Annotated in this window: 12 protein-coding genes; 2 read left to right on the top strand and 10 right to left on the bottom strand. The window is 60.7% G+C overall.

The window, feature by feature from the left end; translation table 11 throughout:
* Positions 1-54 precede the first annotated feature (54 nt).
* Complete coding sequence (locus O3S81_RS15810; RefSeq protein ID WP_269344651.1) at positions 55-807, top strand: helix-turn-helix transcriptional regulator; 753 nt, start codon at positions 55-57, stop codon at positions 805-807.
* A 30-nt stretch (positions 808-837) separates the two neighbouring features.
* Here the strand turns inward: O3S81_RS15810 and O3S81_RS15805 are convergent, their stop codons facing one another.
* The 8 genes from O3S81_RS15805 to O3S81_RS15770 all read right to left on the bottom strand — a co-directional run bounded on the left by O3S81_RS15805 (position 838) and on the right by O3S81_RS15770 (position 8885).
* Positions 838-1488: a GntR family transcriptional regulator gene (locus O3S81_RS15805; protein WP_269344650.1), complete on the bottom strand. Its 651-nt coding sequence runs from the start codon at positions 1486-1488 to the stop codon at positions 838-840.
* 23 nt (positions 1489-1511) lie between these two features.
* Entirely contained in the window at positions 1512-2603 is a 1092-nt protein-coding gene (locus O3S81_RS15800; protein WP_269344649.1) for an ABC transporter ATP-binding protein, read from the bottom strand.
* On the bottom strand, positions 2596-4278 hold the full coding sequence (locus O3S81_RS15795) for an ABC transporter permease (protein ID WP_269344647.1): 1683 nt from the start codon (positions 4276-4278) through the stop codon (positions 2596-2598). The genes O3S81_RS15800 and O3S81_RS15795 overlap by 8 nt, the downstream gene beginning before the upstream one ends.
* 109 nt (positions 4279-4387) lie before the next feature.
* A complete protein-coding gene (locus tag O3S81_RS15790; protein WP_269344645.1) occupies positions 4388-5479 on the bottom strand; it encodes an ABC transporter substrate-binding protein in 1092 nt (363 codons plus the stop codon).
* A 4-nt stretch (positions 5480-5483) separates the two neighbouring features.
* Positions 5484-6332 carry an alpha/beta hydrolase gene (locus tag O3S81_RS15785; RefSeq protein WP_269344642.1) on the bottom strand — a complete coding sequence of 283 codons (849 nt, stop codon included), beginning with the start codon at positions 6330-6332 and terminating at the stop codon, positions 5484-5486.
* A 113-nt stretch (positions 6333-6445) separates the two neighbouring features.
* Positions 6446-7114 (bottom strand): RraA family protein, encoded by a 669-nt coding sequence (locus O3S81_RS15780; protein WP_269344641.1) that lies wholly within the window; start codon positions 7112-7114, stop codon positions 6446-6448.
* Positions 7111-7971 carry a carbon-nitrogen hydrolase family protein gene (locus tag O3S81_RS15775; RefSeq protein ID WP_269344639.1) on the bottom strand — a complete coding sequence of 287 codons (861 nt, stop codon included), beginning with the start codon at positions 7969-7971 and terminating at the stop codon, positions 7111-7113. Before O3S81_RS15775 ends, O3S81_RS15780 begins: the two co-directional genes overlap by 4 nt.
* Positions 7968-8885, bottom strand: a complete 918-nt coding sequence (locus O3S81_RS15770) for a proline iminopeptidase-family hydrolase (protein ID WP_269344637.1) — start codon at positions 8883-8885, stop codon at positions 7968-7970. Before O3S81_RS15770 ends, O3S81_RS15775 begins: the two co-directional genes overlap by 4 nt.
* A gap of 138 nt (positions 8886-9023) precedes the next feature.
* Here O3S81_RS15770 and O3S81_RS15765 point away from each other — a divergent pair, with 138 nt between their 5' ends.
* Positions 9024-9800: an HpcH/HpaI aldolase family protein gene (locus tag O3S81_RS15765; protein WP_269344634.1), complete on the top strand. Its 777-nt coding sequence runs from the start codon at positions 9024-9026 to the stop codon at positions 9798-9800.
* Between the two features lie 204 nt (positions 9801-10004).
* Here the strand turns inward: O3S81_RS15765 and O3S81_RS15760 are convergent, their stop codons facing one another.
* Together O3S81_RS15760 and O3S81_RS15755 are read right to left on the bottom strand one after the other, a co-directional pair.
* A complete protein-coding gene (locus O3S81_RS15760) occupies positions 10005-10952 on the bottom strand; it encodes a LysR family transcriptional regulator (protein ID WP_269344633.1) in 948 nt (315 codons plus the stop codon).
* Positions 10953-11001: 49 nt separating this feature from the next.
* On the bottom strand, positions 11002-12510 hold the full coding sequence (locus tag O3S81_RS15755) for a carboxylesterase/lipase family protein (protein WP_269344631.1): 1509 nt from the start codon (positions 12508-12510) through the stop codon (positions 11002-11004).
* Position 12511: the final 1 nt, after the last annotated feature.

Below are 12511 nucleotides of genomic sequence, written 5' to 3'. Positions count from 1 at the left end.
AAGTTTCAGCATAAAATCATCAGGGGTGGAGTTTAGGCAAACGGCGGAATCGGGATGAAAAGCGCGCTTCAGGATCAAGGCAGAAGACGAAGCAATCAGCCGCAGGATCTGGATGGTTTTTTCGACAGTGCCATGGTGGAGGCTGCTGCATTCGGGCTTGAAGGCCTGATTTACGACTATACGCCCGTACCGTTCACGCCCGATGGACAAGTGGTGCCTCCGACCATCGTCGGTATGCGCAACATGCCCAAAGATATGGAATCCATGTGGTTTGACGGGGGGCTCTATCTTTCAGACCCGGTCCAGATTCTTGCGCTCAGATCAATCCAGCCACTCTATTGGTCTTATCATTTCGACGAACCATCGGTTCTGACACCCACGGCCCAGGGGGCGGTCGCGAACTATCTCCGGGACTCCGAAATGGCGCGCGGATTGACCGTACCGGTTCAGACCCCATCAAAAGGCTGCGCCACGGTGACCGGTTTCTGGCGACGACCGCCGGACAGGCAGGTTCTGGAAAGCCTGTTCGTGGCGGAATTCATGTTGTTTGCCCACAAACTGCATGGAAAGCTGTTGGCAGAAGCCAGTCAGGAAGACCTGGCAACGGTTGCCGTGCGGCTGACCCCGCGCGAAACGGAATGTGTCCGCCTTTGCGCGGAGGGCATGTCGGACAAGCAGGTGGCATATGCGCTGGACCGCTCGATCTCGACTGTCGTGATGCATCTCCAGTCAGCCATGCGAAAGCTCGGAGCACGCAACAGGGCGCAGGCGATTGCCCGCGCCGCCCACTACGGAATATTGCAATAGATATTGCCTGGCGGGCCGGAGCGCGTTCTCCTATGCCTCGGCCGCATGCGCACGCCAGCGGTTAATGTGTCGACCAACGATTTCCGCGAGCTGCGGACCGTCGCGCCTGCGCAACGCCTCCACCATGTCGAAATGATCATCCGACGAGGCTTTCAGAGTGCTCGTGCTGACCCAGCCCGACCAGGAACCCGGCAGATCGCGTTCCCTCAGGTCATTGAGCAGGTTCGCCATCATCGTGTTGGCAAGCGAGGCATTCATGGTCCTGTGAAATTCGTGGTTGAGGCGTCGTAGTTCCACATACGACCCCACTTCGATGGCCTGTTCGAAAGCCGCCGCCGCCGAGGCGATTTTCTCGATATCACTCGATCGTATATCCTTGACCATGAGGAGCGCCGCTTCCCGCTCCAGAATGGTGCGGATCTCCGAAATCTGCGACCGTGCCTCGGTACTCGGCATCACCAGGCGGATACCGCGATTGGGCACATGCTCCGCCATGCCCATCAGCACCAGGTCGTCCAGCGACCGGCGTATCTGCGCCCGGGTTACACCGTAGGTCTCCTGCAGATCAACCTGCCGCAACCACTCACCGGGGCGATAGGTGCCCACCAGAACATCCGAACGGATACGCTCGGTAAGCGGGCGTACCACTTCGGCCGGTTTCGCCGTTTCCGGCCTATCCAAATCTCTGTCCTTGCCGCTGTTCATCAGGTCTTGTCTTTCGCGCGTTCATCCGGCGGGAAAATAAGCGCATTCGCCCGATCGATCCAGATATTACCTTGTCCTTCAGGCGCCGGCCGGATTGCCTGAAGACGAAGACGGCATTCTCCGAGAAAGGCTTCCTGCTCAAACCGGTCGCCGAGATAATTCGCGGGGCCGAAGCGAACGAGAAGGCGATTGGCGTCTGGCACCTCGGCCAGCCGAATATTCTGGGGCCGCACCGCAACGAGAGCCGGGCTGCCCGACTGGAGCGGCAATGGCGCAACTCCACGAATGGCCTGCCCGTCCCCGAAGGTGATGACCGCCTCTTGCTCGGAAACCTCGGAAACAGACCCGCCCGCGATCAGATTGGCGCTGCCGATGAAACTCGCCGAGAAGGGATGTACGGGCCTTTCATAAATATCCTGCGGGGTGCCCATCTGAATGATATGGCCTCCGCGCATCACCACGATCCGGTCGCTCATCGATAGAGCCTCTTCCTGATCATGGGTGACATAGATCGCGGTCAGGCCAAGCTCGCGTTGAATGCTCTTCAGCCAGACGCGTGCCTCCTGACGAAGCTGGGCATCCAGATTGGACAGTGGCTCGTCCAGCAGAAGCAGTGCCGGGCGGAACACCACCGCGCGTGCCAGGGCCACACGCTGCTGCTGCCCACCGGACAATTCGCCGGGATAACGTTTTGCATAGGCAGTCAGTCCGACGAGTTCGAGCGCCTCCCCTACCCGCCGGTTTCGCTCGGGCGCCGCGACCTTCCGCAGCTTGAGGGAGAGGCAGACATTGTCTTCCACCGTCATGTGGGGCCAGAGCGCGTAGGACTGGAAAACGACGCCAAACCCCCGTGCCTCGGGCGGAAGCGCAATCCCTGCGGCGGCATCGAACAATGTGCGGCCCGCAAAGTTGATGCGGCCATGGGTCGGTTGGTCGAGGCCGGCGATCGCGGCAAGCGTCGTCGACTTGCCGCAGCCTGACGGACCAAGCAGGGTGAGAAACTCTCCGGCGCCGACCGTGATGTTGATGTTGTCTATGGCGTTGATGGCGCCATAGCTGCGAGTGAGATCGGAAAGGACGAGATCAGTCATAGAGTTTTACCCGGAAAACGAGCCGCGTCGCGACGAGGAAGAGAGCAATGAGAACCATCTGAAGCGTTGCAAAGGCGGCGGTTACACCAACATCACCATTTGTCCAGAGGCTGAGCATCGTCACACCCATCACTTCCAGCCCGGGGACGATGAGGAAAATGGCGATGATGTAGGATTTGAGGTGGAAGATGAACAACAGCACGAAGCTGCCCAGCATGGCCGATCGCAGAAGGGGCACCATGACGATGCGCATCGAACTGAACCAGTTCGCCCCCACCGTGCGCGCCGCCTTGTCGAGATCCGCGCTGATCTGGATGACGGCCGGCTGTATGGCGCCGAGCGCGAGCGGCAGCGTCGCCATGACGTAAGCGAGGACGAGTATCCACAGGCTGCCACGCAGCCAGCCCAACGGTGCGAAGATGACGGTCGCGTAGAAGATACCCAGTCCGGTGATGAGGCCGGGGATGACGCGTGGCGAATAGGCGAGCGTCTCCAGCGTGCGTTTGAACGGAAAGTCCGACCGTTGAATGAGCAACGCCACCATCACCGCCAGTATCGTTCCCGCCGACGCGGAAAAGAAAGACACGAAGAAGGTGTTGCGAATCGCCCGGACGAAAGCCTCCGAAGCCAGCAACGTATTGAAATTCTTCAACGTCAACGTGGTCCAGGGTGCGACGAGCGGCGAAAGGAAGGTGGTGAATGCGCGCAGAACAACACCGAAGACCGGCACGATGACGAGGAAGAAAGCCAGCAGTGCCACGATGACGACAATCGGCCACTTCAAGCTGCCGAGCCTCAGGAGAGCCGGACGGCTGCCCTTGCCTTTCACCGTCTCGTAGCGATGGCTGTTCTGCAGCAGCAACCGCTGGACAAACAGTGTCGCCGCCACGAGCACGACGAGGAGCAGGGAGGAGGCCGCAATCAGGCCATGGTCCGGGTCGCTTGCCGCAATGCCCTGATGATAGAGGAATGTCGACAGCGTTTCGATCCGTGCAGGTCCGCCGAGAAAAAGCGGGATGGACAGCGTTTCGACCGCAATGATGAGGTTGAGCGCGGCGGACGTTATGATCGAAGGGATCATCAACGGTAGGGTCACGCGCGCCAAGACATTCAAGGGACGGGCACCGACCGTGCGCGCCGCATGTTCAAGCGCGGGGTCGACGGATCGAACGGCGCCATAAAGACAATAGAGATAGGCGAGCGGGATCTGGGACACGCCGGCGACAATCCCCATACCCGTCAGGGAATAGAGGTTCCAGGGTGCACCGCCCAGCATACGCGCGAGCCATTGGGTCAGAAATCCGGACGGACCATACATGATGGCCCACCCCATGCCGAAGATCAGGTGGGAAAGGTAAAGCGGCCACATCAGGACGCCGCCTATCCATTGTCTGCCGGGAAGATCGGTGCGCCCGAGGAGCAGAGCGGCCGCCACGCCGCCGACCTGCGCGATGACGACGGTGATCACGGCGAAGACAGCCGTTGTGCCAAGAACCGAAACGAGCTGCTCAGACCCGAAGAGCTTGCCGAAATTGGCGAAGGTAAAGACCCAGCCTTCGGAATAAAGCGGCCGATCGATAAAAACCTGAACGGCGATGGGAATTGCCGGCGCCAGCATGAGGATCGCCGTCACGACGAAGATCAGCAGCTGAATGAGCCGTGAGTAGTCCGGCAAGGTTGACGGCGCCTCCCCTTGAGGGATCGCCGAAGAAATACGAGGGCTGCGGCCCATGATTGTCCACCCTTTTGTCAGGGTCCGGCGCGACATCACGCCGGACCGTCAATCACATTTTGAAAGCAGCGCCCCAGCGGGCCGAAAAGGCCGCATTGCCATCGATCATCTTTCGGTCGTAGCTGATCATCTGCAGGTTCTGTTTTCCGCCCACGGCCTTGGCCACCTCGTCCAGCGAATAGGACAGGTCGCCCTCCGCGACAAAGCCGGGGCGGTATGGCGTGAGCTTTCCGGCTGCAACCGCCGCCTGGCCTGCCTCGGAGAGAAGGAAATCAAGGAAAACCCTGGCCGCGGCCGGGTGCGCAGCCTTGGCGGTTATGCCCATTCCGCGCGGAAAAATGACGGTGCCATCCTTCGGGAAATTCCAGCCGATGATGTCACCAAGCCCGTCGGCGATCTTGCTGAACACCACCGGCCCGGAGACAAAATAGGCCGAAGAGAGTTCTCCGCTCAAGGTGCGCTCAATCATGCCACCCGCACCGCCGCCGGGCTTGATGGACGGGCCGGCTTTTTCGAACCAGCCCCAGGCCTTGTCGCCATATCGCTCCACCAGAGCGTAATTGAGCGCACCACCAAAGGCATAACGACCGTCATAGGTCCCGACCTTGCCGGAAAACACCTCCGGATGCGCGGAGATATTGGCGAAATAAGCCTCCATGCTGTCGACCTGAAGCTCCGCCGGAACCGTCAGCTTGTTGTAGATGGTCACCATGGGGTCAGCGGAGAATGTATAAAGGCCGGCGTGCGGATAGCTCCATTCGGGCAGTCTTTCCCGTTCCGGCGAATTATAGTCGGTTAAAAGGCCATCCTTGATCGCGCTCATCCAGTCGACGATCGTGCTGGAGATCAGGAGATCGGCAGATTCAACACCGCTCCCCACCTCGGCACGATAGCGGGAAAAGGCTTCGGAAGGTCCCATTTCCAGGCTCCCGACCTTGATGTCCGGATAGGCCTTGTTGAAAGCCTTGATAACCGGCGCGATATTGTCTTCGCTGAGGTTCGTGTAGATGCGCAGGCTGCCCTCGGCTTTCGCCTCCGCAACGAGTTTGGAATAGCTGGCAGGATAACCCGCCGGCACATCCTGCGCCTTGACGGCACCGGCGGTGAGTATGACGGCGGCAGTCAGAAGATATCTGTATTTCACGGCTTCATTCCCCTTTTTTTATCGGCGATGTCTGGCATTCCCCGGCATCGATCCATCGCGCGATCAACTCCGCGGCTTTCAAGGTGACGGGCCTGAGTTCATGACCCACACCCTCGATTTCATGGAGAACGGTCTGAATATCGTGGCTCCGGAGGCTTTGGCTCAGGCTGTGCGCACGCTCCAGACGACTGGCCCCGGCCACGCCTTCGTAAAGGGATCCATGCGGGGCACCGGCGGGCCGCGCAACGAGGCCGCCTGCCCGGTCTTCCGATCCGATGATGATCCCGACCGGAAGCTTGCGCAGCGAAGCAATATCCGTTGCACGGCCAATTGCCGCGCCAGCGCCGCCAAGCCCCGGCCACCATTCGAGCGTTTCATCAAGCAGCGTCACATTTCCGGGTGAGGCGACAACAAGCCCTGACAGTTCCGATGCACAAAACAGCGCATATCGATGGGCAAACTGCGCACCGCCCGAAAATCCGAAGAGATAGACGCTACCAAAACCTCCGCCCAGCCGCGAGGCTGCGGCAATCATGGATTTCGTCACCGAAATATAATCGATACCGGCCGACACCAGGAATTTATAACCGTCGGAATGATCCTCTCCGTCGATCTCGGAGGCAAAGAGAGGTGCAAGAATGGAGACTGCCCTCCCCCCAAGCCCTTCGCGCATGGCCTCGAGCATGCCGGCTGCATCGCGATCGGAGCCGTGAGCGACAATGACCAGAGGCGCCTTGGCCGCGCTCGGATCGGCCCCCTCCTCAACAGGAGCGCCTGCCGGAGAGAACAGGAAACCGAAACGCGGCTCACCGTCGGTAAACGCATGGATCGGGCTCGTCGAATGAAACGTCACGTCGTTCTTGCTCCTGTTGGCCCAAGCAATCTGAACTTCTCAAACCAATAACGCAAACAATATTGGCGCCAATTTTGCTTGCGGAAACTGAGGCGGGTGCCGTTGCTCATATTTCAGCGACCTTCGACCATGGTGGTTGCCCCGGAAATATCGCAGAGGCGCTCACCGCGCCGCAGGCGTGCAATAACGGATGCCTCGTTCTCCTGCATGGCAATTGCGCGCGAACAGATCGGCATGATCTGTTCCGATTTCAGCAGCACGACGCCATTTTCGTCACAGAGAACGCCATCGCCTGGCATCACCGATATTCCGCCGACGCTGACCGGGATGTTGATGGCACCACCGAGGCCGACGAATTTCGTCGTTTTCGACGAGGTTCCACGACACCAGACGGGCATATCGTGACTGCGTATCTCGGCAAAATCGGTCGCTCGCCCATCGATGACGGCGGCGGCAACGCCGGCCAGCTTGGCCGCGAGGGTGACCACTCCGCCCCAGCAGGCATGCGTATCATCGCCGGCGCGATCGATGATGAGGATATCCCCGGGGCGAACCATGGACAGCGCATAATGCAATGTCGCCGAGTCCATGCCCGGAATGCGAACCGTGAACGCCGTGCCGGCCACACGCTTGCCGGTAACCACCGGGGCCAGAGCCGGATCACAGAAACCATCATGCAGGATATGGCCGATGGTTGCCGTTTCAGTCCGCGACATCAGGTCGACAAGATCAGATGAAAGCGGCGCTGCGGGCGGGTTGACCTGATAAAGCGACGCCGTCATGAGAGACTTCCGGCAAACACTGTCATTGTCGGCCGCAGATCCCGGCCCTGGGTGAGACCGGGCAAACGACGGCGGGTTTCCTCCACCTCAGCCGGATCGATATCTGCGACAATGACACCGGGCTCTTCACCCAGTGAAGAAATGACCTCTCCGAACGGAGAGACAATCATGGCATGACCATGCGTATGCACACCATCCCGCGTACCGCACTGAGCCGCAGCAACGACATAGCTTCCGGTTTCGATCGCACGCGCCCGCAGGAGAGTTTCCCAATGCGCCGGCCCGGTAACAGGCGAGAAGGATGCCGGGATCATCAGCACATTTGCACCCGCGGTGGCCAGCATCCGGAAGAGCGCGGCAAACCGCACATCATAGCAGATCGACAATCCGAGCCTGACATTTGAGGCGCCGAGATCGACAACGACAGGCGGGCCCTCGCCCGGCTGCACGGCCCGCGATTCCCGGAAATCATGCCCATCGCCGAGCTTCACGTCGAAGGTGTGCAGCTTGTCGTAACGCGCAACGATGTCTCCCGTGGGAGAGATGACGTGGGTGCGGTTCCAGATGCGCGTACCGTCTTCCGTTCTGATCAGAAGCGAACCGTCGTGCAGCCATATTCGCAGTTCGGCGGCCAGTCGGCGGCAAAGCGCCAGGGTCGTATCGTCATCTTCGGCAACGCAGGTGCCGGCATACTGCAAATTATCCTTCAACAGGATATTGGCGGCTTCCGGCAGACTGACAATAGTCGCTCCCAGCCCGGCCGCCTCACGGACGAACCCTTCAATGGCGCGGTTATTCGATGCCACATCTGCGGTGCTGCACATCTGGATGGCGGCAAAACGGGTGGCGGTGGTCATGCGGAAACCCTCAGGTCGTGTTGGCTCAGAAATCCTTCAACGGCAGCCATGGTGTCGGCGCGCTCCTCCAGATGACACATATGCGCGGAGTTCGGCATCACGATCTGCTGCGCATTCGGAATGAGCTGCACGAAGGGCTCAACGCAGGCCTGCGTCGCCTCGTCATGATAACCGGACATAACGAGCGTCGGTACGGCAACACGGTGAAGCCGGTCATCCACGGTCCAGTCCTTCAGCGTTCCGATGACGTGGAACTCCGTCGGTCCGTTCATCGCATGATAGACGGTGGGGTCTTCCGCCAGCGCCCGGAAGGTTCGCACCACATCGTCGGGCCAGGGGTCGAGGCGGCACACATGACGCCGATAGAAGACATCGCTTGCCGCCTGATAGTCCGGATGATCATAGGTGCCGTCCGCCTCGTGGCGTGCAAGCGTCTCCTGCACGTCGAGCGGAAGGGCCTTGCGCAATCTCAGCGCCTCGACCACCCAGACCGGCATGGAGGATGGTGAGGACGCAATGACGAGGGCATTGAGCCCCTCCGGGCGCCGAACCGCATGTTCCGCTGCCAGCATTCCACCCCATGACTGTCCAAGCAGATTATAGCGCTGCCCTATCCCCAGATGGCGCAGCAGATTGTCCAGTTCACCGAGAAACAGATCGACGGACCAGAAACCCTCAGGCGCACCGCGCAGGTGAGTCGAGCGGCCATTTCCGATCTGATCATAATGAATGACGCAACGGCCACTCTGCGCAATATCTGCGAAAGACAGCACGTAATCATGGGTGCAGCCGGGACCACCATGGGCCACGATCAGCGGCACGTTATCGGAATTCGGGTTTCCCGTCACCCGAAACCAGGTCTTGTATTCCCGAAAAGGGGCATGTCCCTCAAGGACTTCAGGCCTCTGCTGCATCGATATGTCATCCGTGTGAGTTCAATATGCCCACAGCATGCCAGCGCTGAAACGGGCTGCCTACCTGCAAAGAATTACAGGATTGCGTCCCGCGCCAACGCGCGCTCTTTTCGCCAGAAACCCTCTGGAGACGCAAGCATGCCTGAAACCGATCGCCCCGATCTCCGCGCGCAATTGCACGCCGGCGCAAAGGTGCAGGGCGCATTCCTGTTTTTGGCCTCTCCCGACGTGGGGGAAATCATGGCGCTGGCGGGTTACGGCGCGCTCGTCATAGACAGGGAACATGCGGCAGCCGGCCTTTCCGGCGCACTACACGAGTTACGCGCGATAAAGTCCGTAAGCACCGTGCCAGTGCTCGCGCGCGTGCATGGCGCCTCGGCGGCGGACATCAAACCGCTACTGGATGCCGGGTTCGACGGCATCGTCGCGGCGGATGTCCGTTGCGCGGAACAGGCACGCGCACTCGTCGAAGCCACCCACTATCCACCTCTCGGGCGACGTGGCGCCCAGTTCACGGTCTCCCGTGCCGCGCGTTACGGCCTGGACCGGCTCACCTATGTGGAACAGGCCCGATCCCGGACGCTGGTTGTCGCCATGATCGAATCACGCGAAGGAACCGAAGCGATCGATGCCATTACGGCGGTCGAAGGCATCGATATGCTGTTCATCGGCCCGCTCGATCTCACCTCCGGCTTCGGGCCTTATGGCGATCTCGGTTCGAGCGAACTCAAAAAAGCGATCGCCCATATCGAGGAACGCGTTCTCGCATCCGGCCGGTTGCTCGGCGGTGCGGCAATCGACCCTTCGGATCTCGGCGACATGTTTGATCGAGGCTACAGCCTCGTGACAACTGCAAGCGATACAGGCCTGCTCACACAGGCATCGAGGGCGGCGTTACGGCCGAAGACAAGTTAAAACATGCCCCGAGCAGACCGGGACTAACGTCGGATGCCGTCTTGCTGATCGATGGGATGGCGCTTGTTGGGCGATCACGATGAGTGGACTGGAACAGGTGTAGGCGCTTCGAACGCTTGCAAAAGTTCGCTCAACAGATGGACTGCCCCTCAAGGCGGGAGGCGAGAGATGCCGAACAATCGAAACGCCCGCATCTAGGAAAACTCAATCAAATAATTGGATTTGCGATATTTTATCGTACACCACCGCTTGCGGTATGTCCGCCACCATTCGCCTTGCGGTGGCCACCAGTTGCTCCACCTCGAAAATGACCGGCCGGCCGGCCGCCGTGACGAGGCCCCACTGGAACGGTATGTGGAATGAAAGAGGCAGAACGCGGACACCCTCCACCGGCAGGCCCCAGAGGGTGATCGATTCGACGATGGCGATGCCGAGCCCCATGCGCGCAAGCGAAAGGGAAACATAGGTCGCATTGCTGTCGATCACGGAGGACAGGTCGACGCCGAGATTGGAAAGCACGTCGTTGATCCGCATACGAAGGCGGAAGGGATTTGCGGACGCTATAAGCCGATGTCCGGCGAGGTCTTCCGCGGAGATCACCGCCTTTTGCGCCAACGGGTGATCCTCCGCAACCACGGCCACGCATGGCACCTCCCCCAGCCAGTGGATGTCGATGCCGGGATTGTCGAGCGGAAGACTGACGGCGCCCAGATCCGCCGTCCCCGCCATCACCGCCTGCACGACATTTTCCGAAGAAATGCTCTGCAGATGCACGTGATCGGGAAACCTGTCGGCCGGTAGGGCGGCAAGCGCCTTCGGCAAAAGGCTGGCCGCAATCGCCGGAATCGACGCCACCTCGATGGCCGTACGGCGCGCGCCTTGAATGCGCCTTGCGCTTTCGCTGATCGTTCTGAGGCCGCCGAGGAACAGTTCCGCCTGGGCGAAAAAAGCGACACCCTTTTCGGTGGGGGCGATGCGGGGTCCGTTGCGATGCAGCAGCGCAAAACCGATTTCGCCCTCCAGGTCCTGGATGAGGCGCGTCACGACGGGTTGGGATTTGCCCAGCGCTTTTGCTGCACCCGTAATGCTGCCGATCGAAACCACAGCCACGAAAGCCTCGAGTTGCCGTGTATCGAGATAGTCAGACACCATTTTCCACTCCGCCCCGAGACCTGTGTTTCTTCGTCATCGCCACCAAGCGCTATACCGGCCGACGATCTTCATGACCAGCCGGCAGCCAGAGCGCCTCGCGCCCGTCGAAGGGATCGAGAGTGACACCAAACCCTGTTGGCCCCGCCCGCAGAACCATCGGCTTTTCGTCATGATAAAGCGGCCACGTGCCGTTCGGCGCGGTCGGCCGTACGCCCGTGATGAATGAGGCCCACAGATCATGGATCGCTCTTGCGAAGCCCGCATCCGGCACGCGCTGCCTCTCCGGCAGGTCGCGGCTGTTTGAGCCATCGCGATACCAGACGGAACCGACTTCCGCCCCATGCGGCGCACCCAGTTCATTGGCACCCAAAGAGCCGTAGAGATATTTATAGACCGGGTTGAAACGGGCATGCAGCTTGGCGAAACGGATCGCTGGAAGCTGGAAGACCAGATCTCCGGCAACCGCGCGCCAGATGCCGCGTGGGCTGTGGCCTGGCAAGGCAGCGCGATAGCGCTCCACAATGCCGGAACCGCTGTGGCCACTGGGCAAAACACGCTCATGCAGCAGCTTTGCGCAGAGCGCGAAATCCATTTCCGGCTGCGCCGTCGCGTGGGTGACATATTCTCCGGTCGTGCAGCCGATCATCATCGGCACGGCGGCGGTGCGCCCTGCCTGCGCGGCAGTTTCCGGATGTTCGGGCAGGGTCACCCCGTCGACGACAGGCACAAAGGGCACGCCGAGCATCGCGGCCGCCCCGTCGCGGGCAAAATCATGTTGCTCATAGGACTGGTTGCAGAGATCGCGCTGGATTTCGAGCAGCCTCTGCATGGGAAGCTCGGCAAGCGACGCATCGTCCGTTTCCGCCGCCGCCCGAAAGCGGCGCGAAAGCTTGGCGGCATCCTCTTGCGAGGCGATCGCCGTGCTTGCACCGCTTTGCGGCATGGCCCGGTGAAAAAGCCCCCGCGCGCGCGGCATGGCCATCAGCGTCGCGACCGCGAAGCCGCCTGCCGAGCGCCCCGCGAGGGTCACCCGTTCAGGGTCACCACCAAAGGCGGCAATAGTGTCGCGCACCCATTCGAGCGCGGCCACAAGATCGAGCAGACCGCGATTATCGGGTTTTCCCTCGACATGGAGGAAGCCGAGTGCACCGAGGCGATAATTGACGGTAACTTCGACGATGCCGCTTGCCGCGAAAGCACCGCTTTGCAGCACCGGCTCGTTTGCAGAACCGACCGCATAACCACCGCCATGGATCCAGAAGAGCACCGGCGCCCGGCCAGCAGGATCCGGCGTGCGGATATTGAGCGTCAGGAAATCCTCGCCGAAGGCCAGTTTCGAGGTGGCGGCGGTGCCTACCGGACCGTAAGTGGGAATTTGCGGGCAGACGGGCCCAAGCCGGGTGGCGTCCCGCGTGCCCTGCCATGGCAGGACTGGCTGCGGAGCTTCGAAGCGGCGTTCCGGCGTGACAGGTGCGGCATAGGGCACACCGAGAAAGGCGTGAATTCCGTTTTCCCTGACACCCTGCAGCGCACCGGCCGCGATTTTTACCATCGTCATG

Origin of the sequence: Agrobacterium sp. SOY23, from assembly GCF_027212525.1 — a bacterium.
Taxonomy (GTDB): domain Bacteria; phylum Pseudomonadota; class Alphaproteobacteria; order Rhizobiales; family Rhizobiaceae; genus Agrobacterium; species Agrobacterium tumefaciens_I.
This window is presented reverse-complemented; position numbering and strand designations above follow the sequence as displayed.

Coding starts and splice junctions, on each gene's coding strand:
- O3S81_RS15810 (WP_269344651.1), top strand. CDS start 55: ATGAAAAGCGCGCTTCAGGATCAAGGCAGAAGACGAAGCAATCAGCCG.
- O3S81_RS15800 (WP_269344649.1), bottom strand. CDS start 2,603: ATGACTGATCTCGTCCTTTCCGATCTCACTCGCAGCTATGGCGCCATC.
- O3S81_RS15780 (WP_269344641.1), bottom strand. CDS start 7,114: ATGACGGCGTCGCTTTATCAGGTCAACCCGCCCGCAGCGCCGCTTTCA.
- O3S81_RS15775 (WP_269344639.1), bottom strand. CDS start 7,971: ATGACCACCGCCACCCGTTTTGCCGCCATCCAGATGTGCAGCACCGCA.
- O3S81_RS15770 (WP_269344637.1), bottom strand. CDS start 8,885: ATGCAGCAGAGGCCTGAAGTCCTTGAGGGACATGCCCCTTTTCGGGAA.
- O3S81_RS15765 (WP_269344634.1), top strand. CDS start 9,024: ATGCCTGAAACCGATCGCCCCGATCTCCGCGCGCAATTGCACGCCGGC.
- O3S81_RS15760 (WP_269344633.1), bottom strand. CDS start 10,952: ATGGTGTCTGACTATCTCGATACACGGCAACTCGAGGCTTTCGTGGCT.
- O3S81_RS15755 (WP_269344631.1), bottom strand. CDS start 12,510: ATGACGATGGTAAAAATCGCGGCCGGTGCGCTGCAGGGTGTCAGGGAA.